Here is a 25,679-nt window from a genome sequence, read left to right as displayed (position 1 = left end):
TGACCTCAAAATGCTAAAAATATGGCTACTGATACGCTGTTTGTGATCGGACTTATGATGGTCGTCAGTTTGACGTGGGGCATGCTTGCCCTACCTCGCTTGCGTAAGCACCTGCCAAAAATTTATCTGATTGCACGCTCGTGGTGGCTGATGTTAGCGGCGCTTTGCGCGTGTTATGTTATCGCTAAGATAACTGATAATAGCCAGCCCTCACAGCCTCCTACCTACCCATACCAGTGGCTACTCATCGCCTTTTTCGTCTTAATTGGTTTGCGTGGTAGCTATGAGATCAAACGCTTATGGTGTCTGCGCAACAAAGCTGTGCTGATTCACAAGCTCCAAGCGCGCGGTTTACAAGCGAATACTCAGCCTTTTAGCCAAACCCTTCCTCATTCTCCTCAAGCTTACACACGTTTAAACCTGTTAGACCTAGTCTTTAGTTTTGCTTTTATCACCCTGATTATCAGTCTCATTGCCTTACAACAATTAATCTGGCAGCGCGAACAGTATGGCGTTTTATTTTTTGTTTTATTTGCCAGTCAATTTAATGATATTGCCCAGTATTTATGTGGACGATTGCTTGGTCACAAGCTGTTTAAGCGTGGTCTTGCTCCCACCATTAGCCCTAATAAAAGTATCGAAGGCGCTCTTTTCGGTAGTATGCTTGCGGCACTATTGGCAACGCTATTGGGCATTTGGCTCACGCCTTTTAGTTGGTGGATTTGCTTATTAGCTGCTTATGGCTTAGCGGTCAGTGGTATCGCTGGAGATTTATTAGAATCCGCCTTTAAACGTCAGCACGGGGTAAAAGACACGGGTACTATGCTCGCTGGACATGGCGGCGTATTAGATAGAGTGGATAGTTTGCTGATTGGCGTGCCGCTATTTACCTTGTTTTATTGGCTGCTCGGCTAAGTTGTTATATAGTCGATTCAATTTAAAAGTAGTACAAGGCAACCGAGTGTAGATGTATATGTGATACTTCAAGCGAGGTTAACGCTGTAATACTTTTATAGTGGAATGACTATAGTCGATCCACTTTTAAAAGATACAGTGCTACTGGGATGAATTATTCGCAGCCTCTGTCGGCGTAAGCACAGCAAGCAAGAAAAATTGATACCAGTAGCACGTTATAATAGTTGTATTTCTTTTATTTAGTATATCCAGTAGATTTATCCAATCTACTGCGCAATATCCAAATAAGCAAAGGCTTTGGTAAATGATTGAGCGCGCGAGTGATATAGCGCATGGAGCGTGGAAAGATTGCCAGCTCAATATCATCATCAATCGCTTGCATGATATGGTCAATTGCTGTTTGAGTCGTCATTATAAAGGGCTTATGGCTAGCATCGCCGTCATTCAAATCGCGTAAGGCTTGGGTATCGATATAGCCTGAAGCGATGCAGTTGACTTGGATATTATAAGGCGCAAGTGCTGCTCGATAAGCGCTAGCAGTCGCAATCATGGCACGTTTGCTTTTGGCGTAAAGACTGGCATAAGGATAATCCATAGTACCGGCGATAGACGCGATACAAATCAAACTTAGTCTGTTATTTTCGTTGAAATCTGATGAACAACTTTGGCGCTTTAACTGCTCACTTGCCCACCTAAAAACCTGCTCAAATGCTTGCAAATTAATCGCGAGCATTTTATCGCTGTCCGCTTGATTGAGACGATGGACACGCTCATTGGTGTAACTGCCCGCGCTATAAATCAATCTTTGAAAGCTGATATCTGACAAGCTCTCTAACAAACTTTGTGTTTGCACACTATCAGTCAAATCGCAGCAATAAGTGACAATATTAGGATACTGACTATTGATATTATCTATCTTCTCCATACTATAACCAACCACGCTCACTTGCCAGTCAAGCGCCTGATGATGCAGCGCCAACGCCAAGCCAAGTCCACTCGTACCGCCAAAAACGATAAGATGCGATGGCTTATGAGCTGAAGTAGATTGTGTAATATTTTTCATTTGTGAGTTCATAGACCATGCTGCTGTATATAGTCAGTCGTACGCTGATAGCCATACTGCCATTGCGCCTGCATTTGCTGCACAAAACCGTCATAGTCACTGTGAATGAGCTCAACAGTCATGTGTCTGATATTAAAACGCTTTTGTACATGCTGTCCTGCCAACTGTTGGCCATTATCTGCAAAGGATAACCAATGCAATTGATGGCTATTTCTTTCTGACTTCACAAGTGATGACGTTTCCATTGGCTGATAACCATGCACCTGTGCCAAACGCTCATTGGGGTCAAAACCAAAAACGCGCTGAATCGCTGGTGCCGCCAGCCATGAATCATAACCTGCCTTGGTCTCTGCAAATACAGTCTGTCCTAACTGACACGCCAGCTCAACGGGCGTGAGATTAATCACCCCGCCTAAGCACCACCCCAAATCGTCTATAGGCGTTGGCGGTAGATAATACATATCTGCCATGGATGCCCGAACCGCTGAATGAAATTCCCACTGCTTTACGACATTTACTAACCGATGAATACGCCTATCGGCAAACGTATGCACAGGTGAGCTAAGCATTTGCTCAAAGTACTCTGATACTGCCAAACGCGGTGGCGCAAATAACAACTCTTGTAGTTTAAACTCATCGTAAACAGAATTATCAGCAGTAGGCGTTTGATACAGTCGGCTAGCGATAATGGCTATCTCTGGCACGGCGGTATTAAACGAATTATTATTCTGCTTGGGAGAAAAACGAGACAATTCATCGAGCCATTGCCCCTCGTTATCTATCCGAAACATTGCCAACTGCTGCAACTCATCTAATAGTCGTTCGTAGTTATCTGCTTGTTGCTGTTTTTGGCGGTTGGACAGCTGCCGTGACAAGCGCCAGCGTTTAAGCGCCTGAGTCATATAACGTATTTTTAGTCGCCTATTGGCTTCGTCTGGCGCGACATGTCTGATTGCAGTGATGGCACGGTACAACTCACGACTGCACATGAGATCCTGCAAATCCTTTGGATCAGGCGCTAGATTGACTAAATAAGCCGACAGACTACCACCGCAAGTGCCGACGATGATATCTGGTGTCAAATCATGGGCAACCAATGCCGCATAACTGCCCAAATAATAACCAAAACGCGAGCCACCTCCGGAGAAAAGCTGGACGCGCTCATAAGGTTTGCTGCTTTTTCTATTCAAAGGCTTGACGCTTTTATTATTCATCTATGACTTTTCAGCATTTGGTGCTGTTTTAATTGCTAATGACACGGTAAAGATACCAAAACGGTCGATGCGCATGGCGACTTTCTTAAAGCCAGCATTCTCAACCAATTGATCCATTTCTGCTTGCGAGCGACAGCGCATCACCCAACTACTACCGCGATGATTGTTTAAGGTTTTACTAATAAATTCTTGCTCAGGATGCCACGGCTGATTGGTATAAAGTAGATAACCATCAGATTTTAAACTGTCATAAATACCCGCCAATGCCGTCGCTGGTAGCGTATTATCAGAAAACAATTCAAACACGCCAGAGGCAATGGCGATATCGAACTTTTTATCATCAAGACCTTTAGCATTGTCACTTCCCTTCTGTACATGAGAATAACTGGCAGGGTCAAACGCATCTTTTTGACAAGTAAGGACACGATCAGCAATCTCTAACTGCGCCGCCTTTGCCTGTAATGCTTGGATATTATGCTGCTCATAATCGCGTAGCTCAGCATTTAAGTTTTCAAACTCTGTCAATAAATCAAAGGCATAAAAGCCGTGGCCACTAGCGATATCGAGTAGTTTCGGCTGGAATGACTCAGTGCTGTTTTGCTTAGCTTGGTTTTGACTAGCTTGGTTTTGACTAGCTTGGTTTTGCTTGCCAGACTTTATATCTGCTAAAGCTTCACGTGCCAGCTCTAATATATGCTCACGGCGAATACGAATCCCTTGCCAACCAATATTGCTTAAGTAAAATTTATCAACCGCCTGACCAAATTTATTCTGACCACTAGGCTGATTATAATACACGTGATCGAGCGAATGACCCGAATCAAATCCATGCTCCAGTCCTGTGGCAATTGCGTCGCTGACATGACCAAATTTTTGCATGGCAAATCGAGTAATGGCAAAGCTTGGGTTAAAGGGTTTGATGGCTAAACGGTCAACCTTATCTTTACTGGCACTATTGAGATGAGCAGCGCTTAAATCAGGGGCTTTAACGTCCTTACTGAATACCTGCTCAGCGAACTCGATACAATCTGCGAAGACGTCTGCCTTATTGGTCTCATGAAAGATCGCATGATAGCTATCTGGATATAATTGCCAGCGTTTATCGGTAGTATTAATCGCCTCATAAAAATCGCGTTCGGCCCGCTTATCGACCACGTAATCCTTACCCGCACATAATACAAACGTCGGTACAGTAATAGCGCTAGCATCATCGAGCAAGCGTTGACCCGTGGCGTGCGTATCGATGAGCAAGTCGGTCGAGATGCTATTCGATATCAGCGGATCGGCATTATAAGCTTGCTGTGCGTCTTTATCATGCGTTAAGACTTGCGCTTTGACGTAGCTGCTCACGCGTGACATCAGTCCAAGCGCGCGAGCCACCTTTAACGACGGTATAGCAAACGGCATGTACAAGCGAATACTCAACGCTGGCGTACCCAATATCATTCCGCGAATGTTGGGTGCGTAATCATGTACCCATGCTGCTGCGAGTACTGCGCCGATACTGCTGGCGACGATTAATGTATCCTCAATAGCAATGCCCGTTTGCCCGATAACCAGTTGCACAAAACCGTCTAAATCGCGCTCTAGCTCGGTGACGCTTTCGGCATGATCCTTGATACCACCTGAGCGCCCATTACCACGCGCATCCCAAGCAAATACTTGATAGCCAGCTTTTGCAAATTGTTCCCCAAGTTCTGCTAAGCGTCCTGAATGCTCGTGACCACGGTGTAGCAGAATGACTTGGCGCTGTTGTGTGTGTTGCTGACCGGCTTTTTTTATACCCTGTAAAGGCATCGTCAACCAATAGCGATAATAGATTGCCGTGCCATCATACGCGTTGTAGCAACTTTCACCGCTAACAACTTCAGACGATGATAGATGAAGGTCATCGCTAATCTGCCTTGGGGCAGCTTTGGCATTGGTAGACTGGGAATTTTTAGAAATAGCGGGCATTGTCTGGGACTCCAAAAGGGACGTTTTAGCAGCAGAGTTCGATAAAGAGGCATTTAATGAAGGAAAATTTGATGAAGGAGCATTTAATAAGAGAGAGTTCGATGAAAGGGTATTAGGAAATAGCGTATCAGGTTGACCAATAATCGCTTGGCAATCGATAGATGAAATAGGTTGATACAATGCGTCTGCTATTGACTCAAGACGGTCTAAGCGGTTTGAGCGCAGCACAGGTGGTTTACGCATCAAATATAAGTCTGCCATATAACGCAGTCGATTGAGACAAGTTTTTAGTAGAAGCGCCTCTGTCAGTATAAATAATTGTCCTACTCTGGTATGAGATAGCACGATCGGCGCTTTAATTGCCATAAAAGTGCCAAATATACCCAGTAAAAAAGCGCGATCACTTTTGCCCAAAGGCCCTTGATTCGCTCTAATGTCTAACATCGTATTACTGGTGACACCTAGTAACTCGGTGCCGATACTGAGCACGATTAGACCGACAATACGTTGCTGATGGATTGATATATTGTTGGGTAAATTGACTGCCGAATCTTGCAAATTACCATTAGCAACATGCGGAGCAAGACTTGCGATAAGCGCCGTATCAGCCACGATATCGCCCACTTCATTGAGCACTTCACCAAGCCTTGATGCTTGCCCGTGCTCGCGCGCCATCATGCCATCGATAGCATTGAGCGCCATGCGTACAAACAATGATGAAGGCAATAAAAGCCATAATTCCTGCTTCTCAGTTGCGGGCTTGGCAATCACATAAGCCGTACCAAGGCTCAATAAGATGGCTGATACCGTCACTTGGTTAGCAGTAACCTTTTGCTCGACCAACGCATCGCTAATTGGGCGCAATTGATCTTGAAACTGAGATTTGAGCTGATAGAGCGACATAAGGCGAGCCAAATATATTCAGTCCTTTAATGTAGCAACAAAAGTTGATTAGGTAAATACTTAAGTATGGCTGTTAGCCGGATTATCATGCATAAAACCCTATCCTACCGTCTCGCTACAAAGGCGCTTGCCTTATAAGCCAACATTTAATGGTTAAACAGTCAGTTTTCATAAGGAATCTTAGTCGCTCATGTCAGTATTAATCGCTTGATATGCTACAATCCTCAGCTTCTTAGAAATACCTTCTCAAAAACACCTTCAAAAATGCTACGAGCCTGCCACCATGCAAAGCCTGATTACCCTTGTTCTGGTATTAATGCCAATGTTTATTGGTTTTGCCATTCCTTCTAATCCTAAAATGACCAAGCTTGCGGATAAAGGCTTGTCTTATTTGGTGTTTATCATCTTAGCGCTGATTGGTATTGAGCTGTCGCAAGTGGAAGGGCTTGGCAGTCAGATAGGCGAGATTGCGCTGTATGTGACTATATTATCGATACTGACGATTGGTACGGGCTTATTTTCCCTGATGTTGTTCGATCATTTGCGCCCATGGCATGCCAAAAAACCCAGCGTAAAATCTAAAGAGCATCGCGTCAGCATCCGTGGTAGCTTGGCACAAGTGATTTGTGTGGTGATTGGTATGGTGATTGGATACTTCCTGCCAGACAATTATATGCCGCCTGAAAACACCATGACGGTGATGCTGATGATATTAATTTTGCTGGTCGGTATTGGATTGAAAGGCTCGGGCATTACTTTAAAAGAAGTGCTGCTGAATAAACGCGGCGTTGAGATGAGCATTATTTTCACGCTAGCGGTATTGGTTGGTGGCTTATTATTTGCGCTGATGTTCAGTGAGGTATCGTGGACGAAGGGCTTGGCACTGGCCTCAGGATTTGGCTGGTACTCGCTATCAGCAATCGTTATGACCGATGCTTATGGCGCGGTGTGGGGCAGTGTCGCGCTATTCAATGACTTGGTACGTGAGTTTTTTGCGCTGATATTTATCCCTGTGTTTATGCGTAAATATCCCTCAGCAGCAGTTGGACTTGGCGGCGCGACGAGCTTGGACTTTACCTTACCAATTATTCAGCAGTCTGGCGGTCTAAAAGTTGTGCCTTTAGCGATTAGCTTTGGCTTTATTATTAATATTGTCTCGCCTGTGTTGATGGTAGTGTTTTCGTCGTTGGGGTAAGGCTGGATTGAACAAGTTAAACTAACTTGACTGACTCCAACCATCTGCCAGAACTTCTGCTTGCTGCATAACCAGTGCGATAGCTTCGGCAGCCTTATCAGGTGGATACTTCCACTTTTGCAAGGTACGCCTTACGAGTATACGTAGCTGCGAACGTACGCTTTCACGCTTCTGCCAGTCTACCGTCGTCGATTTGCGCAAACGCTCAGTAATTTCAATGGCGATCTTTTTGAGTGTTTCATCACCTAATCGGCGTACCGCACTTTCGTTGTTAGCTAGGGCATCATAGAAGGCGATCTCATCAGTGTTAAGCCCTAAATCATCAAGCCGAGCCATTTCCTCTTGAAAACTCTTCGCCATCGTAATCAGCTCTTCAATGACTTGCGCAGTCTCAATGGAGCGGTTGTTATAGCGGGTTAAAGTAGCTTGCAAGCGTTCTGAAAACTTTTTTTCTTGCAAAATATTATTACGTGTCTTAGCATGAATATCATCTTTTAACAGCTTTTGTAATAGCTCGACCGCTAAGTTTTGCTCTGGCATTTTACGCACATCATCTAAGAACTCATCAGATAACAAACCAATATTTGGCTTATCTAATCCGCAGAGCTTAAAGACATCGTCAACTCCTTCTGCGACCACTGCATTATCTACAATACGCTTAAGTGCTGAGTTTTTTCTATAGTTGCTATCTGGCTTTTGGCTACGCTCAAATTTGATTAAAGCCGCTTTGATAGCCGTAAAAAATGCTAGTTGGTTCTGATAAGGCTGGGCTGCGTCCAAAGTCGAACATAAGGCATAAGCCTTACTGGCTTGGAGTACCAGATCAGCAAAGCGTTTTTTGCCATCTTCAATTCCTAGAATATGGTTGGCAGCGATAGGCAATAATTGCGTCGTTTGGGTCTCAAACTCTGATATATCTAATACACCATGCTGTGGCGTCTTAGCAAACATACCTTGGATAGCATTCATTCTGGCTAAGAATATTTGCAGAGCCTCTGCTGTATTGTGCGTTGGTTGCCCACGCCCTTTAGACTCGGTATAGGTCTTTAGAGCGTGTTTAAGCTCACTAGCAATGCCTATATAATCAACTACCAATCCACCAGGCTTGTCTTTAAAGACGCGATTGACACGTGCAATCGCTTGCATGAGATTGTGTCCACGCATGGGTTTGTCAATATACATAGTATGGCAACAAGGCGCATCAAAACCCGTCAACCACATATCGCGTACAATCACCAGCTTTAGTGCATCATCTGGATTTTTAAAACGGGTTTCCAGCATTTTCTTAGTTTTTTTGCTATGAATATGCGGCTGTAATAATGGCTTGTCAGATGCAGAGCCTGTCATGACTACTTTTATCGCCCCTTTGCTTGGATCATCATCGTGCCATTCAGGGCGTAATTCCACGATAGCCTGATACAACTGTACGCAAATATCACGGCTCATACCGACGATCATCGCTTTACCGTCTATTTCTGCACTGCGTAGCTCAAAATGGTTGACTAAATCAGCGGCAACCAGCTCAAGCCTCGGCGCACTACCCACTAGCTTCTCAAGACGTGTCCATTCCCCTTTGGTTTGTTCACGATGACTGTCTTCATCATCTTCGATTAGCTCCTCGACCTCATCAGACAGAGCAGCAATATCAGCATGATTGAGATCTAACTTAGCTAGACGTGACTCATAATATATTGGTACGGTTGCACCATCATCGACCGCATCTTGAATATCATAGATCGAAACATAATCACCGAATACTGCCCGTGTATCTTTGTCTTCTGTGGCAATAGGCGTACCAGTAAAGCCAATAAAGGTGGCATTAGGTAGCGCATCACGCAGATGCTTGGCATAGCCGTGCTGATACTGACCTGTCTTTTGATTATAGCGAGCATTAAGACCATACTGGCTACGGTGCGCTTCATCAGAGATGACTACTAGATTATGGCGCTCATTTAAAATAGGATGCGTCTCTTCATCAGCCAGTAGCGCAAATTTCTGTACGGTGGTAAAGATTATACCGCCTGACTCACGCTCACTTAGACGCGCGCGCAAACTGTCTCTATCATCTGCTTGAATGGGGTTTTGCCGCAGTAACTCATGGGCGCTACTAAAAGTAGCAAATAGCTGACCGTCCAAGTCGTTACGATCCGTCACTACTACAATAGTCGGATTGCCCATCTTGGAATGCTGTGACAGCTTACTGGCATAGCAACACATTGAAATGCTTTTGCCACTGCCTTGAGTATGCCAGACCACGCCTGCTTTTTTGCTACCAGATTCAACTTCACTCCCGTAAGTCGCTCTTGGCTCTGCTACTTTGTCTGAATTCTCTGCACTGATATCCTTAGACGCAATTACTGTGGCTTTGACCGCTTCTCTTACGGCATGGAATTGATGATAAGCGGCTTGCTTCTTAATCAGCTGCCCGCCCTCGTCTTCAAAAATCACAAAATAGCGAACATAGTCCATAAACAGGTCACGGCGAAAAAATCCTTTAATCACGGTCTCAAGTTGCCACTCTACTACGGGCTTATCGTTTTCATTGGCAATGGTACGCCACGGCATAAAGCGCTCTTCATTAGCAGTCAATGAACCTATCTTAGCACTGTAACCATCACTAATAATGAGTGCTTCATTATAAATAAACAGCTCAGGCAGCTCAGTCTTATAAGTCTGCAACTGATTAAAAGCGTCGGTGATATCTACCATCTCATCGCTAGGGCTTTTTAGCTCAATGACCGCCAGTGGCAAGCCATTAACATAGCAGATGATATCTGGACGACGCAGTCGCCCCTCTTTTGCGGTTTTGATGGTTAGCTGATTGACCGCAGTGAATTGGTTGTTATTGACAGTTTCAAAGTCGAGAACGAACAGTCTATCCTGCTGCTGACGATCATCACCATCTTTATACTGAACAGGGATACCGGCTAAGAATAGCTGATGAATACTACGGTTGCGACTCGTCAAATCCATGCTCATCTGCTGACGTAACTGGCGCAAGGCTTGCTCAAAGCACTCTTCAAAGGCACTCGCTGGTATATGGGCATTGATACGCTTGGCGGCGGCTTGTAAGTTATCGACTAGCAGCACTTCGTTATGACTGGTACGAGCATGGCTTTGCTTTGATTCAGGACTCAACTCAGGGCCATAGAAGACTTGCCAGCCTACATCAGCAAACCAGTCTAAACAGGTTGATTCTAGGTCGTCTTCGGTCATTTTAAGTCCATAATTTTAAATTAATAACAATACAGAAGAGATATTATTCTTTTAAAGCTTGCGCATAACCTATAAAGTCATCTAAGAACTCATCTGAAACTGTTTCTTTATATTGATTTTGCCGAAGCACTACTCTTACATTATTTCTAATTCTAGCCATAATGCTTTGTCTTTCTTGCCAATCTACAACCCAGTTATCTTTTAGTATATGTGTCAACTTTAAAGATAGTGTTTCTATATTTTCTTCAGATAACTCCCGTACCGAATGCTTCACAAGTAAATCATGGATACTCTTAGTTTGCTCATTACTGATACTTATCTCGTTCTTAGCACTAATGGTTGTTTTTTTAATAGTATTTGATGACTCTATTTCTACATTATTCGTATAGTTTACTCTCTCTTTAGACACTCTGTTTTTATTAGATTCTTTTTCAGCTGTATTTATATTACAATATTTAGCTGCGCCAATCAGATCAGGGAAAAGACTAGCATGATGGATATTCATTCTTCTTAGATGCTTCAAACACGATTGCTGATCTTCATTTTTGACATAAATCTTACAAATATATTTTGCAATGATACAAGCCTCTTCTTCAGTACTGGCATCTTTCAACTCACTTTCTGTAAATTCTTCACTATTTAAAATTTCAGTAAGCTTGTTCTCTATAGTTGTACCGTAAGGAGAAAAAGTAAAAAGACCTGCTTGGTTCACCAGTCTTCCATGATCATCCTTCCTAGGTTCCATCACTCTCAAATCTGTTTCAGAGTTATAGTCTATAAACGATTTGTTTAGGACATATATAGCTCTATAGGGGTTGTCTGTTTCATCATTTCGATCCTGTTCTGCAAAAGCAAAAAATAGAGCTACATAAGGTGAATAACTCCAATCCAATAATGGTGTCATTAGTTCATGATGTTGTCCAATTGACCATAGCTCATCTATTTCAGACTGGTCTTCAGGGTTAAATAATGAATGATCGATTATTCGACCTCTGATTGTTTTCCGAAATAGTGATAACTGTGCAGTAGCAAGCTCTTCAGTGATGATCTCATCTTTGGCAAATCTTGCTAATGTAGGTATTAAGCTCCAATCACAGCGTCTGTGTCCTCTATAGACTAAGTCGATATCAGCCCTATTAAAAAATTCGTGTTCAAGTAATTTATCGAACTCCCGCCAATGCTCCAATCGAGTGACAGGTATTCTTCCACTATTATGACTTGGTAAAACATCAAAGCTTTGTTTAATATCATCAGGTTTCCATAATGGAATTTCTGCATATTTGAATTCTAAGTCATTTGCACTCATTCATTCTCCTCCAGAAACTCACTCACATCCAATTCCCCTAATAGTAACTTCGGTAATAACGTATCGCGAAGTTCAGCGAGAGTTTGGTTTTTAATAAGATTGCTTTCTATTTTTTGCATTAACGGTTCGACTTGAATCTCAAATTTTGAGCTTATATCTTTATCAGGATTAACAGTCTTATAACTATCAAAAGTCTTGGTGGTAATCGTATCAAATACTGCACCGTGTACATTTTTCTTTAAGGTATCGGTAGCAAGTTTTAGATTATAATAGTTATAAAATTTTCCTACTTCTTTTCCAGTGATACCATAACAAGATTGGTTGATACACATTTTACGAGATGTTAGGGCTAGCTTACCTACAGTTCCTCTAGCAGTAATAATGGTCGTACCTTTCTCAAGTAATTTAGTAGAAGACTTTTTTAATCCCAATTCAGTAATACACTCTTCAGTGTTCGTAACAAATATATCACTCTCTTTAGGAATGTCTTTGATTGAAAACCAAGGAATATCGCCACCCCAATAACCTTCTTCAGAACGTTTAGGCGTACCACCACCAGTAATATTAATCATCTCGGATAAGACACTAACTTCCCACCCCTCTGGAATCTCTCCTAATTCACTATCGACTAACTTACTAGGAAATAAATTTGCCGTTTGTTGAAGCTCAGCAAACTCAGACTTTACCATTTCATCTAATTGCTCATCAGTTTTACTACTGATAACACACATTGCTGCGCGTTCGGCATCATCAATACTGCCCCCGCTGTTTAATATCTCACGTTTAGCACGCACCAGATCAAAATCCACAAACCAACTTTTAAAGATTGCTTGCGCCATCGCTTCTAGGGTTTGATTAATTTGGTTGTTGAGTTGAATTTTGTTATGGATTTTCTCCAAATGATTAACAATTTCTCTCTGCACGCTTAAATCAGGCAGGTTAATTTTTAGTTTCTGTAAGGCTGATATTGTCAAGGCTCTCTGAGTAGATCCGATAGACACTTCATATAATTTTTGTTGAGTCAAAGGGGATGTTAGCCACCAATATAAATAGTTCTGATTTAGCATATCTTTGAAATGTCTAAACCAAGTCAAATTTCCGTCTTTGAAGTAAAAAACTTCGTTATCCTTTACCTGATAAGCGACCCCTAAGGTTCCTACAGAGGTTAAAAGTATATCACCTTTGTTTGGAGCGCCATGTCTAGCTTTGATTTCCTTAAATCTTTCATTACTTATGAAAATTTCAGTTGATATGTTATTGCCTTTACTTCTTTCAATAATCTCTTTAGAACGGAAAAAAGGAATACCCTTGTCAATATATTCAGCTCTCTTAATTCTTTTGCTTGATGAAATTTCTACTAATTCGGATAAAGTATAATCTGTCCAATCAAACCCCATAACCCAACCCCGCCAAATTCTTTTTGATCTCTTGCTCCAGCTCGCTACTTTGCGCGAATTGCTCTGACAATGTTGCCGTTAAGCGCGTCATCTTATCCGCAAACGGTTCACTATCTTCCTCAACCTCAGGCGAACCAACATAACGCCCCGGCGTCAGCACATAGTCGTGCTTTTGCATGTCCTCAAGGTTGGCGCTATAGCAAAATCCAGCGATATCTTTATAGCCTTTACTGTCTGTAGCCTTATCAGCATCTTTGGCAGCTTTGCCTTCTTGCCAATTATGAAAAGTGCTCGTAATACGCTCAATATCCTCATCGGTGAAATCACGCAATACCCGATCTTTCATATAGCCGATGTCACGCGCATCGATAAATAGCACCTCACCTTGGCGATCACGCTTACGAACGTCATAGGCAAAGCCGTTGGCTTTATCTTTACTCAAGAACCAGATACAAGCTGGGATTTGAGTATTGGTAAACAGCTGACCCGGCAGCGCCACGATACACTCGACCAAGTCCGCCTCAATGAGCGCTTGACGAATATCGCCCTCACCGCTAGTTTGGCTACTCATCGAGCCATTGGCTAATAGCAGCGCCATACTACCAGACGGTGCGAGGTGATAAAGCATATGCTGAATCCAAGCAAAGTTGGCATTGCCTTCAGGCGGTGTGCCATATTGCCAGCGTGCATCATCAGCGAGCTTCTCATGCCACCAGTCCTTGATATTGAACGGTGGATTGGCCATAACAAAATCCGCACGCAGATCCGGATGCTGATCATTGAGGAAACTATCAGCATGCTCACCAAACTCATAATCCATACCGCGAATCGCCAAATTCATCGCTGCTAGCTTCCATGTGGTCGGATTACTCTCCTGCCCATAGATGGACACCTGACGGCGCTGCTCACTGGCGTTATACTGCTTCTCACCAGCATGACGAGCGATGAACTTATCACTGGAGATAAAAAATCCGCCACTACCCATTGCCGGATCGTATATACGTCCTTGATAGGGCTGGAGCATCTCAACGATGAGAGTGACGATGCTTTTGGGCGTATAATACTGTCCGCCTTGCTTACCTTCTGCTAAAGCAAACTGCCCTAAGAAATACTCATAGATATGCCCTAATATATCTTTGCTATTGATATTTAGCGTATGTCCTTGATACTCAGTTTGGTTAAAGCTGGTATCAGAGAAACTATCAATCAGTCCCTTTAACTTATCATTATGCAACTGATATCTATCAATACGATTTAATACGTTTTTAAGTGTTTTATTGGCTTTTTCGATCTCATCCATCGCATTGTCAATAATCCATGTAACAGAGGTTAGTTTAATAACTTTGATAGGATCTTTGTCATTGCTATCTGCTGCTTGCGCTTGATGTTGTGTTCGAATTATCTGCGCCTGCTCCTCAGTAACCGCTTCGCCTTGATATTCATACTTTAGGACTGTGCCTATTGATAGTGCAGCAGTCTCCTTAATGAAATCCCAACGTGCCATCTTTGGCACCCAAAAGACATTTTTCTCACTATAATAATCTCTAATTTCTAGTTCATCGACTAACGCCTGCTGATACTCAGCGTCACTGTCATAAAACTCAGGATCGAGGTAATAGATATTATCTTCATCATTATTATCAAATAGCGCTTTTAGCTCATCTCGGCGCATCTCAAAGGCATCTGAAACGTACTTAATAAAGATAAGGCCTAGCACGATATGCTTGTAGTTTGCAGCATCAAGGCTGCTGCGTAGTTTATCTGCTGCTTTCCATAGCTTGCTGTCCAGTTCATTTAAAAACTGTTGCTCAAGTTGAGAAATATTGGTTTTTTCTGTAGTCACTTCTGAACTCATGGTATAACTCGTTAGATGGCTTATTAGGTGTTTTTAGAAAGGTACTCTGAATCAATAAAGTAGATAACAATAGATAGTCTAGCTATAAAAGGCAAACATAATTTTCAATCAAGCCATCGGTAACGCTTTATCCACTCGACAAGCTCTATCATGCCAATCGACAAAAGCCTTTATCGCTACAGACTCTAATTGATGACTGGCTTCCTTGCCAGCAAAACTCTCGACATAATGACAAGCACGATAGCCTTGGGCAAAACGATCATAGTCAACAATCCACTGTTTACGCGCTTTTAACTCATCTTGACGTTGCTCAATGCTACTATCTACATCGATATTGTCAGAGCCAAACCAAAAGTTTTTAGCAGGGATATCTTTAGTCAGTTTTTTACCCTCAACCTCACTCATACGCCACGGCTTAGCAGTGAGCCGCGCTCGAAAGCACTGCTGTATTTGACTCAGACGCACATAATTGGTATCCGCATGGAAATACTCAAACCACTCCGCGACCAACTCATCACTTGGCGCGATAGTATCGTGTGTGGCAATAATGCGAAATCCTGCTGGCGTTTGATATAAACGAAAGCGTTCGGTAGGATGATTGACAACACGTTTTTTGATTAAATCCGTCATGTAAGGCAGTAATGAGGCGATATCATCGGTATATTTTTGTGCGCGGGCTTTGTCTCTTTGGCTGGCCTGTTGCCATAGATAAGCAGTCACGCCAAACATAACTGCCAATAGCCACAACCAAGATAATCCTAGCCAAGCGATGACACTGGCGATAAGAATAAACACAAGGATAAAAACCCAAATTTTTAATTTGCTTGATGGTTTACTTTGATAAGTGGGTATAGTAGGCATAAAACCATTAGGGCTGTAATGTTCGGGATATAAATGACCTAATAAGTCTTTATTATCGACATCAATGATTGCGATGTTATCGACGTTAGCAACCTGTGCGCCGTAACTGTTACGCGTCACAATGAGCTGAGTATCAGACAATCTATTCTCTAAATTGCCTTCTATTAAGCCATTCTCCGAAAAACCATGCTCTGAAATAATTTCTTCACGAATGGGAATGCCGTTGCTTGCGTTATATTCTTCTCTGCGCTCACGACGTAAGATATCTTCACCTGCCAGCCAGCAGTTATGCGCCTCACTCACGCGAGATTTAGCATGGCTTAGCGCTTCTGCTTGACTGACATCTGACCAACCATAACGTTTAATAGTGGCTTGTTTAGAATTAAAAGTATCAGACGTGTTATCAGCCGTTTCTGATAACTCAAAGCGCTGTTTGTATTGCGCCCAGTATTTAGGAATGAGCATGGGGTTTGCCTTTGGATAGTTGTTTTAAACTAAAATCTGCTGATTGACCATTAAATAATTACTCTTGAGGTTCCGTAGCTATACCAGTAACGCGGCGATTCATGGATCTCTCTTCTTCGGTATCAAAGTTTGCAATAGCTACCCCATAAACACGGCGGTTCATAGACTTACCTTCTTCAGTGTCAGAGGGTGCGATAGGTTGTTCAGCACCATAACTAGCGGTGCTCAAGCGATCAGGATCAATTTGATGCTGCATTATCAGATAGTTTTTGACAATAAGCGCCCTATTTCTTGATAAAGAATCTGGTTGTAAGACTGTAGCTGATTTTTCATCCACTTCATCTGCTGAAGCATGCCCCTCAATACGCATAGTTGCCGTATAGTACTCTTGCAGCTTTGCTGCTACTTTATCAAGCTCAAGCTGATACTCTGGCGATAGCTCACTGCTACCCTTGGCAAAAAAGGCACGATATTCCATTTTTAGACCTATCCCCATGCCAGTAAAGGGACAACCCCTTTCATCTGTTACTATGTTCATTGGTGTACCCGGACACATGTCTATATCATCAGAATATCCGTCGCCATCGCTATCTAAAATAGCTTCAACAACTGGTATATCAATAATTTGAGTTGCTTGATTAGACAAGTCCGCGGTTTGACAGCCTGTTAATACCAAAGCGCTTACCCAAACTAGAATTGTATTTCTTAATTTAATTTTCATTGTATTTTACCTTTAAAACTCGATACATCTGTTTGAGCCTAGGTCATTTTGATAATAATCAGCTTTGTGGTTTTTTGAATCGGTTACTAAGCTATAAACTCTACGATTCATAGATCTGTTTTCCTCAGTATCAGAAGGTGCAATAGAACCTTTAATACCGCAATCGAGAGTAGTCAGACGACTAGGCTCAATTTTGTGATTTAAAATTAGGTAATTTTTAACAACGAGCGCTCGACTCTTAGCCAGCGAGTTCGATTGCAAAATTGAGGTAGAAGCTTTACTGACCTCATCCTCTGAAACATGAGCTTCAATTTTTATAGTAGCTGTATCATAGTTATTCATCTGTTCTGCTACTCTATCAAGCTCATCATGATACTGTGGCAATAATTCACTGCTGTCCTTGGTAAAAAAAGCACGATACTCCATCATTGGAGGCATACCAATAAGACTTATAACCTCAGGACAGCCTCTTTCGTCTATTACTACGTTTTCTGTCGTATTTGGACATTGATCTAAATCATCATGCACGCCATCACTGTCACTGTCACTATCACTATCACTATCCAAATTAACCACAACCGTTGGCATGTTGATAGTTTGACTTGTTTGCTTAGAAAAATAAGCCGTTTGACACGCGGATAGTGTTAAAGCGCTGATCAAAACAACAAACGTACTTCTTAATAGCGTATTCATAAATTATTTCTTCTAAAGCTGCTGACAGACTTCTTTATAATGCTTCAAAGAATGCTGCTCATCAGGGTAATTCCTAGAGTATGCTTTATCAGCTTCTATTACCGCCCCAAAAACTCTTTGATTCAACAATGACATTTCAGCAGCATGCTTTTCAGTTTCAATATTAGCACCTTCATTATTAATACCAAGCTGAATTTTATCCCTGCAATCAAACGCCAAAATTTTATCAGCAACAATCCCTTGCTCTACTAAATAATCTTTGACTAATTTCACACGATTACTCGCTAAGCGCCTATTATTAGGCGTGGCGTTAGTGGCTTGACGGTTTTCAGCTTTGGAGATATGACCTGATAAAATGGTAACTAAATTAGGGTTGTTACGCGTTTTTTCAGCGACTTTTTGTACTTCAGTTAAATAAGCTTCGTTGGTTAGTGTAGGGCTATCTGAGGTGAAATAGACTCGAATATCCATTACTAGTGACCCAATCAAATTGACCGCCACTGGACAACCATAGGGATCAACCTTGACCCCTTCAGCAGTATTAGGACAGTTATCAAGTTCATCGGGCACGCTGTCATTGTCTGTATCTGCAAGTGGCTCTATCAATACTTTAGGTGTGTTGTCTACATTTTTATCTATTGTATTATTTTTAGGTGTAGATTGGCAGGAGGCTAAAATAAAACTAGCTATTACGACGGCTATCGCCATCCATGACTGAGTCTTCATACGCCATCCTTAGTTTAGTTAAAAAGTTCAATTAATAATTTTAGTCAAAACCTCAAACCCCACTCGCCTGCTTAGCAAACAGTCTCATCAACGGCTTAATTTTGCCGACTCGATACATACCTTCGCTACGTATTTGTTGAATAGGACGCATCTGTGCAAGCGACCCTGCGAATAGCCAATTAAGCGCGGAAAAGCTATGCATCATTAAACTATTATGTGGACGACGCAAACGCTCGTAGCTACGCAACGTTTGATTACCGCCCCAACTGGTTCCACCACTACGGGCAAAGTCGTGTGACAATTGCTCGCTTAAAGTCTGTACATCGAGCATGCCTAAATTCAACCCTTGACCTGCCAGCGGATGCACGCCATGTGCGGCATCACCGATCAAGACTAAATTGTCCGCGACGTAGCTTTTAGCTTGTTGCGCAGTCAATGGAAAACTGGCAATTGACTCAATCTGACTGATAGCACCTAGCTCATAGTTACTAGCAGCGGCCAATTTATCAGCAATAACGCGCGCATCTTCCTCTATCAATGCCAATGCTTGATTGCGCGGCAATGTCCACACGATCGACTGCCAGTGTTGCGGCTTGGCTTTATCTGCATCAGTGATATCCGCTAACGGCAATAGTGCCAGCGTACCTGTGGGCAGCATCGCCTGACGGGCGGTTGCTTGATGCGGCTTTTCGGTGTGAATCGCACAGCAAATCGCGGTTTGATTATAATCGAGTGTATCCAGCCCAATCGCCGCTTGCTGACGCACAAATGAGCCACGACCATCAGCACCAACCAGCAGAGCCGCTGCTATAGCAGTATGATCGTCTAACGTCACACGGTAGCCTTGCTGCGTACCCAGCCAATCCATATTGATAACTTTATGTCCAGCGATAACGGTTAGATAGTCACTGACATCATCCTCAGATAAACGCTGCCATAACGCATGTTCAATGACGGCAGGCTCGACCATGCTGCCAAGCATTTGCGGTAGCGTAGTATTAGAATGATTATCACCACTATCGCCAAATAATAGCTCGCCCATACCGTTCAGTTGCCACACCTGCATTTGTGAGTAGTCCGCTTTACGCTCAGAGGCAGCAATTTTTTGCCACGCGCCGACATCGTTGAGCAAGTTAATACTGGCCACGCTCAGTGCATAAACGCGAGCGTCGCGTTGCTTCAATATGTCTTGCCACTCTGACTCATCACGTTCAGGACGTGCATCAATCAACGTCACGGGCATTTTTGCTTGCGCCAGCTTTAACGCTAATGTCGCCCCAACAATACCGCTACCGATAATCAGCGTATGATTATTTTTCATAAGTTATTCCTACATTTAAGTGCCATCGTATAGAACATTGGTATAGACCATTGATATAACGCAATGTGACAAACTACGACTTTAGTCCCATCGCATAATTGGCGATTAGTGGCTTAATATTGGGCAGTTTATCAAAGGCAACCAAGGCCACATTGCGTGCCAGCTTAATGGCGGGGTTAGGATGCGTAAAGCCATGTACCACGGCATCACAGAAGCGAATGACGCGTTTTTGATCGGTTTGACGTGCCTTTTCATAGCGTTTTAACAGTTGCGTATCGCCAATGTCTGCGCCTTTTAGCACTTGCGTACTCATCATCTGCGCCAGCACATGGGCATCACGCATACAGAGATTAAATCCTTGACCGGCGACAGGATGCAACGTATGTGCCGCATTGCCCATAACCACACAGCGACCATCGACTTGTTTGTCTGCCAATACTCGTGTTAGTGGATAAGCACCGCGACGACCAGCCGTGACAAACGTGCCAGCACGCTCACCAAAGGCTTGCTGTAGGGTCTGTAAAAAGTGTGCATCATCCTCTAGATACTTGGTTTCTTCACCTGTTGGGCAGACCCAAACCACCGAGCGTCTATAACCTGTTTGATACTCATCATTGCCATCGCCGTCTGGATCTGTCAATGGTAATACCGCCAGTGGCCCTGCTGGGCTAAAACGCTCAATCGCGACATGCCCGTGTGGTTTGTCAGTCTCTACCACGCCGACGATAGCGGTTTGCTGATAATCATAAGTCGTCGTGCCGATATTCAATAGCTGACGCACCGTAGAGTCGCGACCATCACAAGCGACCAAGACGCTAGCTTGCAACTGCTGCTCATGCTCCTCTTTACCATAGTAGCTAAAGCTCAACGTCACCATGTCGTTTTGCTGCGCAACTGCCGTGACATTCGCATGATCAATTAAGGCAATGAGCGGCTCTTGCTGAGCGGCAAGCAATAGCTTACGTCCCAGCCAAGCATTTTCCATGACTTGACCAAATGACTCTACTTTTTCTTCGTCTTTATTCAGCTGCGCGCGTCCAAAACTCCCTTGTTCACTGATTTGAACTGCATCAATGCGACAAGCATGACTTTGCAGCTCATCCCATAGACCTATCTCTTGGTAAATCTGTACCGTACGCCGTGATAGTGCCGTATTGCGGCTGTCTAAATAATGGCTTCGATTACTGTCATCATTTGGACTAATGGTTGGATAGCCCATCTTTTCGAGCAAAGTACTGGCGATACCATGATGCGCTAGTAGCAACGCAAAAGACAAACCCACGTGCCCACCGCCAACGATAAGAACGTTCTGGTCAGTGACTGCCTTTTTATTGCCAAATTTGTTTTTGGCATTCGATAAGTTTGAATCCGTATTTTGCATCATGATTATTCCTATTGTGATCTGTTTGGTATGCTGGCTGGCTATCCGTCATCAGCAAAAACGAGTTATTGATAAACTCTCAAAAATTTTATTATTATAGAAGTTGTATTATTCTATATACAAACGCCATCGTTCTATTAAGAGGTGAAGCTCAGTATTAAGTTTGCTATTTAGACAGCGATGTAAATAGTGATGATATGGCTGATAGATTACCACAAATTGTCCGTCATTCAGTGCTCTTGACGGTATAGACAGCGTGTACAAAAAGCATCGAATATCTAAAATAACAGTGCCAGCTTACTTGAGGCACAAAGTTAATCAGCTTAAACGGCAGTGCTTGCAAAATATTGGCACAGCGGTTGCAATCGCCATACAAAAACAAGGCTGTCCATGCCATCTATGGCTTGAATTTTAAAATCTATCTACCATAATAAAGGAAGGCCATTCACTTGTTACTATCGATAAACTACATAATAATTTTACCGTCATTGTTGTCTCTACTCTCTAAAAGTGTTACTGACTATTTTATCTATTACACCCATGCTTCTATCAATAAATAGCAATAGCATCGGGCTACCAATATAAGGATAATCGATTGACTGATTCCATGAGCCGCCGTATAAAGTTCGAATCATTGACCCCAGCACAGCTCAAGACCGTGCTTGGTGAATATAACAACCACATGAAATATATCCAAGAACGCCTCGATATCAAAATCAGCCAACGCCAAGGGGATTTTTGCTTGAGTGGTGATATCACTGGCGTTGAGCGTGGCGAACGTATCATTTATAAAATGGTCGATGAAGCTCAAAACTCAAAAGATATTAGCGCAGAAGAGCTGCACCTCATTATCCAGTCAAGCATCGCGCGCGATCAAGATAACGAGGCAGATGAGCAAGCTACTGCTGAAGAAAATGAGAAAAATTCAGAAACCGCTAGTGAGTTTACCCCGATCAGCTTGCGCACGCGCAAAGGTAAAATCATTCCGCGCGGTGGCAATCAACAAAGTTATGTGAAAAACGTCTTAAGCTCTGATGTCTCGTTTGGTATTGGGCCTGCGGGTACGGGTAAGACGTATCTTGCTGTTGCCTGTGCGGTCGATATGATAGAGCGTAATGAGATTGAGCGTATTTTATTGGTGCGCCCTGCGGTAGAAGCAGGCGAAAAGCTAGGCTTTTTACCGGGTGACTTGTCACAAAAAATCGATCCCTACTTACGCCCGTTATACGATGCGTTATACGAGATGCTTGGCTTTGAAAAAGTTGGCAAAATGATTGAAAAGCAAATCATTGAAGTTGCACCACTTGCTTATATGCGTGGTCGTACCTTGAACAACTCGTTTGTTATTTTGGATGAAGCACAGAACACCACACCTGAGCAGATGAAAATGTTTTTGACACGCTTAGGCTTTGGCTCACGTGCGGTCATCACTGGTGACATTACTCAGGTCGATTTGCCACGCGGTACCAAATCAGGACTGACCCAAGCACTCGAAATTTTAAGCGGTATCGAAGAGATTCATATCACTAAATTCGATTCAAAAGATGTGGTACGCCATCAATTGGTACAACAAATCGTTGAAGCTTATGAAGTATTTGACACTGAGCAATTGATCCTAGAAGAAAAGCGCAAACAAGAACGCTTAGCTGAGCAAGAGCGTAGACAAGCGATCAGCAACGCGGCTGCTAAGTTATAAGTGAGAAGCTATAGCTGATAAATTGTAGCCGTAATGAAACGTTAAGCTTTAAAACGTTAAGCTTTAAAACGTTAAGCTTTAAAACGTTAAGCTTTAAAACGTTAAGCTTTAAAACGTTGAGCTTTAAAACATTAGGTTTCAAAACATTAGCTTTCAAAACAATGAAAACCGAATTACTAAAGACAGTAGTTCGGTTTTTTATTAGGGCGTGTTGTTTTTTAAAGGATAGAAAAATGAACCAAGCTAATGATAATAGTATGACTGAAACAGCTGCAAATAATCTGACCAGCGTAGATCTCAATGTCAGCGCGATTGACAGTATTGATGATAATTTGATTGATCGATTTTATAGTGCAGATAATCTGTTACCAGTCATAATGGCAACTTTGAATTATATCGATGAACGTATTAACACTGGTATGACTCTGCCTTACTTTGCAGATATTGACTCTGAGCAATGGCAAGAGAAGCCAAAAGCACTCGATATATATATTACGGATGAGACAGAAGGACGCGAATTGAATTTGGAAGCGCGTGGCAAAGATTATGCGACTAATATTTTATCCTACCCAAGCGATATGCCAGCTGCCATTATTGAGCTGATGCCAATGCTGCCACTGGGTGAGTTAATCATTTGTCATGAGGTCATGGTACGTGAGGCCGCCGAGCAAGACAAAACCGTCGCGCAGCATATTAGTCACCTATTGATACATGGTGTACTGCACTTATTAGGGTTTGATCATGAGCTTGGGCAAGCCGAGCAAGATGAGATGGAAAGCTTTGAGATTGAGATTTTGGCAGGCTTGAACCTACCAAATCCCTATATTTAAATGTATGCGCTTTTACTCACTAGAGCTTTATGAACTAGTCTTTAGCCAATGGCAGTTTCTGCGCTTGCCCCATCTGATTAATCATGTGATCTAAGCCTTTAACATGGACACTGCGCTGCGGGAATGGAATCTCAATTTTTTCGTCATCGAGCGCATGTTTGAACTGCTCTAGTAGCTCGCATTGCATCGACCACCAGTCAGCATTGGTCGTCCAAACGTTTAAGGTTAAATCCACTGAATTATCACCCAAATTGGTCACTCGTACGATAGGCTCAGGATCAGTAAACGCCAATGCATTGTTTCTTGCGAGGCTTAGCATCACCTCTTTGGCAGTTTTTATATCGGCATCGTAGCCAATACCAACCGTAATATCGACGCGGCGATTGGGTAGCGCGGTATAGTTGACAACGGCTGACGTTGTGATATCGCTATTAGGAATGATGATATCGTGATTGTTAATGGTCGTTAAATGGGTATTGACCAAGCTAATCTCAGTCACCGTGCCGGTATAACTGCTGATCTGGACATAGTCACCGCGTACAAACGGGCGAAAAGTCACAATCATAATACCAGCGGCAAAGTTCGATAGCTGATCCTTTAGTGACAGACCAATGGCAACGGCGGCACCACCCAAGATAGCGACAACTGATGTGGTTTGCACGCCAACTTTGCTTAGCGCAGCCAAGGTAATCACGACCAGTAATACTCCATACAACAGACGGCTCAAAAAGCCGGCGACTGTCTCGTCTAGATGGCTACGCATCATAAGACGATTAGAGAAAGCGACCGCCTTTTTGGCCAGCCAGCGTCCGATGATGAATATGAGTATTGCCAAAGCCACTTTGATGACTAACTCTATTGCAGTGCTGGTTAGCGTGGCCACATCTATTGTAAAACCTAAAAATTCCATAATGACTCTTTATTCTATCGCTGTATTTTACGAATTTGGGTGTCTGCTATTAGGGATTCGAACTGATTCTTGTTATCTTAACTTGTTATCCTAATAAGTCACATCTACTTTGTCACTATAACGGTAGGTACGTATCAAACGCAACTCGACTATATCATGCATGTCTTTAGTGAACTTACCAAAGGGCGCTGCTTGCCGTACTGACTGCTTAGCAGCTTCGTCCAATATCGTAGAATCTGAGCTTTCAAGCAGGCGAATGGCTTTAATATTACCATCATGACTGATAATGACCATGAGGCGCACTTCACCCGTGATACCTTGCGCACGCGCTTGAGCAGGATATTGTAAATTACCAACGCGCTCGACGTGTTCACGAAAAGTATTGATATAGTCAGCGGCTGCACCACGCGTCGTTGAATTACTATCGACCGTCACTACTTTCGACTTGGTTGCATAGAGCTGCTGACGCTGAGACAGTTGCGCCTCTAGGGTGGCAATTTGCTTACGCAGTCGCTCTTCTTGCGCCATCAGATCATCTTTTACTTGCTTACTGTCATTATCAGACTCTACCGTAGCCTGTCGCCAGCTTAGCGTGGTACGCAGATAGCTCTCTTGATAGCGTTGCTGGCGAACTTGACGCTGCAAACTGATCACGTCTTGGGTTTCGCTCATTTGCTCAGCAGACAATGGACTGCTCTGATCGGTCTCTTGCCTCAAAAGCTCACGTACCGTACCACCACCCTCTTGTGAAGCATTGGCAATAAAATGGGCATCTTCATTTGGCTGCATATTATCGGCTAGCGCCTTAGCCACATCTTGCATCATCGCTGCAGGATCTTTGCCCATAGAAAAGCTAATACCAAAAATAATCAACGCATGCACGGCTACCGCGATGGCAATAGCAACAGGCAAACTAATATCACGCTTGGGTGCTTGCGCTGAAAAGTGGTAGCTTTGTGAGTCTTTAATATAGGCCACAATTGGTCTCAGCTTCTGGATATGAGCTTATAAGTGTAAAAGCAGCAGACAATACGCTGAATAAAATTAAGGCGCGT

General features: G+C 43.1%; 19 protein-coding genes. 4 read left to right on the top strand and 15 right to left on the bottom strand.

Annotation, left to right across the window (positions count from 1 at the left end; translation table 11 throughout):
- Positions 1 to 21: 21 nt before the first annotated feature.
- Positions 22 to 915, top strand: coding sequence for a phosphatidate cytidylyltransferase (locus tag RH96_RS14555; RefSeq protein WP_010198972.1), 894 nt, complete (start codon positions 22 to 24; stop codon positions 913 to 915).
- Between the two features lie 235 nt (positions 916 to 1,150).
- Here RH96_RS14555 and RH96_RS06805 read toward each other — a convergent pair whose 3' ends face one another.
- The 3 genes from RH96_RS06805 to RH96_RS06795 are packed head-to-tail and all read right to left on the bottom strand — an operon-like array spanning position 1,151 to position 6,063.
- The gene (locus RH96_RS06805) at positions 1,151 to 1,978 is read right to left on the bottom strand and encodes an SDR family NAD(P)-dependent oxidoreductase (protein ID WP_026037191.1); all 828 of its coding nucleotides are present in this window, start codon (positions 1,976 to 1,978) and stop codon (positions 1,151 to 1,153) included.
- 8 nt (positions 1,979 to 1,986) lie between these two features.
- The gene (locus RH96_RS06800; RefSeq protein WP_010198968.1) at positions 1,987 to 3,192 is read right to left on the bottom strand and encodes a patatin-like phospholipase family protein; all 1,206 of its coding nucleotides are present in this window, start codon (positions 3,190 to 3,192) and stop codon (positions 1,987 to 1,989) included.
- Complete coding sequence (locus RH96_RS06795; protein WP_141629706.1) at positions 3,193 to 6,063, bottom strand: alpha/beta fold hydrolase; 2,871 nt, start codon at positions 6,061 to 6,063, stop codon at positions 3,193 to 3,195.
- A gap of 271 nt (positions 6,064 to 6,334) precedes the next feature.
- Here RH96_RS06795 and RH96_RS06790 point away from each other — a divergent pair, with 271 nt between their 5' ends.
- Positions 6,335 to 7,246, top strand: a complete 912-nt coding sequence (locus tag RH96_RS06790) for a lysine exporter LysO family protein (RefSeq protein WP_010198964.1) — start codon at positions 6,335 to 6,337, stop codon at positions 7,244 to 7,246.
- A gap of 21 nt (positions 7,247 to 7,267) precedes the next feature.
- Here RH96_RS06790 and RH96_RS06785 read toward each other — a convergent pair whose 3' ends face one another.
- The 10 genes from RH96_RS06785 to RH96_RS06740 form a co-directional block, all read right to left on the bottom strand.
- Complete coding sequence (locus RH96_RS06785; RefSeq protein ID WP_010198962.1) at positions 7,268 to 10,462, bottom strand: type I restriction endonuclease subunit R; 3,195 nt, start codon at positions 10,460 to 10,462, stop codon at positions 7,268 to 7,270.
- Positions 10,463 to 10,505: 43 nt separating this feature from the next.
- Positions 10,506 to 11,768 carry an FRG domain-containing protein gene (locus RH96_RS06780; protein WP_010198961.1) on the bottom strand — a complete coding sequence of 421 codons (1,263 nt, stop codon included), beginning with the start codon at positions 11,766 to 11,768 and terminating at the stop codon, positions 10,506 to 10,508.
- Entirely contained in the window at positions 11,765 to 13,165 is a 1,401-nt protein-coding gene (locus RH96_RS06775) for a restriction endonuclease subunit S (RefSeq protein WP_010198960.1), read from the bottom strand. The genes RH96_RS06780 and RH96_RS06775 overlap by 4 nt, the downstream gene beginning before the upstream one ends.
- Positions 13,155 to 14,987, bottom strand: coding sequence for a type I restriction-modification system subunit M (locus RH96_RS06770; RefSeq protein ID WP_026037189.1), 1,833 nt, complete (start codon positions 14,985 to 14,987; stop codon positions 13,155 to 13,157). Before RH96_RS06770 ends, RH96_RS06775 begins: the two co-directional genes overlap by 11 nt.
- A 141-nt stretch (positions 14,988 to 15,128) precedes the next feature.
- Positions 15,129 to 16,346 carry a hypothetical protein gene (locus RH96_RS06765; protein ID WP_010198958.1) on the bottom strand — a complete coding sequence of 406 codons (1,218 nt, stop codon included), beginning with the start codon at positions 16,344 to 16,346 and terminating at the stop codon, positions 15,129 to 15,131.
- Between the two features lie 58 nt (positions 16,347 to 16,404).
- Complete coding sequence (locus RH96_RS06760) at positions 16,405 to 17,067, bottom strand: OmpA family protein (RefSeq protein WP_010198957.1); 663 nt, start codon at positions 17,065 to 17,067, stop codon at positions 16,405 to 16,407.
- A gap of 12 nt (positions 17,068 to 17,079) precedes the next feature.
- The gene (locus RH96_RS06755) at positions 17,080 to 17,760 is read right to left on the bottom strand and encodes an OmpA family protein (protein WP_010198956.1); all 681 of its coding nucleotides are present in this window, start codon (positions 17,758 to 17,760) and stop codon (positions 17,080 to 17,082) included.
- Between the two features lie 12 nt (positions 17,761 to 17,772).
- Entirely contained in the window at positions 17,773 to 18,468 is a 696-nt protein-coding gene (locus RH96_RS06750) for an OmpA family protein (protein ID WP_227500949.1), read from the bottom strand.
- Between the two features lie 70 nt (positions 18,469 to 18,538).
- Complete coding sequence (locus tag RH96_RS06745; RefSeq protein WP_010198952.1) at positions 18,539 to 19,807, bottom strand: FAD-dependent monooxygenase; 1,269 nt, start codon at positions 19,805 to 19,807, stop codon at positions 18,539 to 18,541.
- Between the two features lie 73 nt (positions 19,808 to 19,880).
- Entirely contained in the window at positions 19,881 to 21,191 is a 1,311-nt protein-coding gene (locus RH96_RS06740) for an FAD-dependent monooxygenase (protein WP_081501578.1), read from the bottom strand.
- A gap of 604 nt (positions 21,192 to 21,795) precedes the next feature.
- Between RH96_RS06740 and RH96_RS06735 the strand changes: the two genes are divergently transcribed.
- On the top strand, positions 21,796 to 22,884 hold the full coding sequence (locus tag RH96_RS06735; protein WP_010198934.1) for a PhoH family protein: 1,089 nt from the start codon (positions 21,796 to 21,798) through the stop codon (positions 22,882 to 22,884).
- 233 nt (positions 22,885 to 23,117) lie between these two features.
- On the top strand, positions 23,118 to 23,714 hold the full coding sequence (ybeY, locus tag RH96_RS06730) for an rRNA maturation RNase YbeY (RefSeq protein ID WP_010198932.1): 597 nt from the start codon (positions 23,118 to 23,120) through the stop codon (positions 23,712 to 23,714).
- Positions 23,715 to 23,748: 34 nt separating this feature from the next.
- On the opposite strand, the gene RH96_RS06725 is transcribed toward ybeY, so the two are convergent.
- Together RH96_RS06725 and RH96_RS06720 are read right to left on the bottom strand one after the other, a co-directional pair.
- Positions 23,749 to 24,624 (bottom strand): mechanosensitive ion channel family protein, encoded by an 876-nt coding sequence (locus RH96_RS06725; RefSeq protein ID WP_010198929.1) that lies wholly within the window; start codon positions 24,622 to 24,624, stop codon positions 23,749 to 23,751.
- A gap of 90 nt (positions 24,625 to 24,714) precedes the next feature.
- Positions 24,715 to 25,602: an energy transducer TonB gene (locus RH96_RS06720; protein WP_010198926.1), complete on the bottom strand. Its 888-nt coding sequence runs from the start codon at positions 25,600 to 25,602 to the stop codon at positions 24,715 to 24,717.
- Between the last annotated feature and the right edge of the window lie 77 nt (positions 25,603 to 25,679).

This window comes from Psychrobacter sp. PAMC 21119 (genome assembly GCF_000247495.1).
Lineage (GTDB): Bacteria > Pseudomonadota > Gammaproteobacteria > Pseudomonadales > Moraxellaceae > Psychrobacter > Psychrobacter glaciei.
The sequence above is the reverse complement of the archived record's forward strand: the minus strand, read 5'-3'. Positions and strand labels throughout refer to the sequence as shown.